Raw genomic sequence first — 502 nt, 5'->3', positions numbered from 1 at the left:
CTTCCCAGGGGCGCAGCTCCAAACCCTCCTCTCCTGCTTCCGGCTCCAGCAGGATCAGTTCGCCGTGATCGGCCAAGTATCGCAGCCAACTGGTCTTGACACCGTAGGGGCGATTGTCGTGGTTGCCCTCAATGGCCAAGACGGGGATCCCGGCCTGCTTTAGCTCCCGCAAGACAATCTGGGCTTGGTTGAGGACGCCAGGCTGAATTTGCCGATGCTCAAACAGATCCCCGGCGATGAGGACAAAATCCACCGGGTTCTGGATGGCATGGCGGCGCACCACATCCCGAAAGGCCAAAAAGAAATCTTTGCTCCGCTCCGGGCTGTTGTAGCGGTCGTAGCCCAGATGCACATCGGCTAGATGCAAAAAGGTGCAGGTAGAAGTGGCCATCGCCCGAACCTGCCAGCAAATTGCCCACAGTTTAGCTTAATCGGCGGGAAGCCCCGCACTGTAGGGGTGAACTGTGTTTACCCAAGAGCCAATCAGTGTCGGGATGAAAGC

At 58.0% G+C, this 502-nt stretch carries 1 protein-coding gene; it reads right to left on the bottom strand.

Annotated elements, in window-relative coordinates:
- On the bottom strand, positions 1-391 hold a 391-nt coding region (locus NW858_RS13520; RefSeq protein ID WP_414520695.1), incomplete at its 3' end, for a DNA repair exonuclease.
- Between the last annotated feature and the right edge of the window lie 111 nt (positions 392-502).

This window comes from Synechococcus sp. H55.10, assembly GCF_047502715.1.
Lineage (GTDB): Bacteria > Cyanobacteriota > Cyanobacteriia > Thermostichales > Thermostichaceae > Thermostichus.
This window is presented reverse-complemented; position numbering and strand designations above follow the sequence as displayed.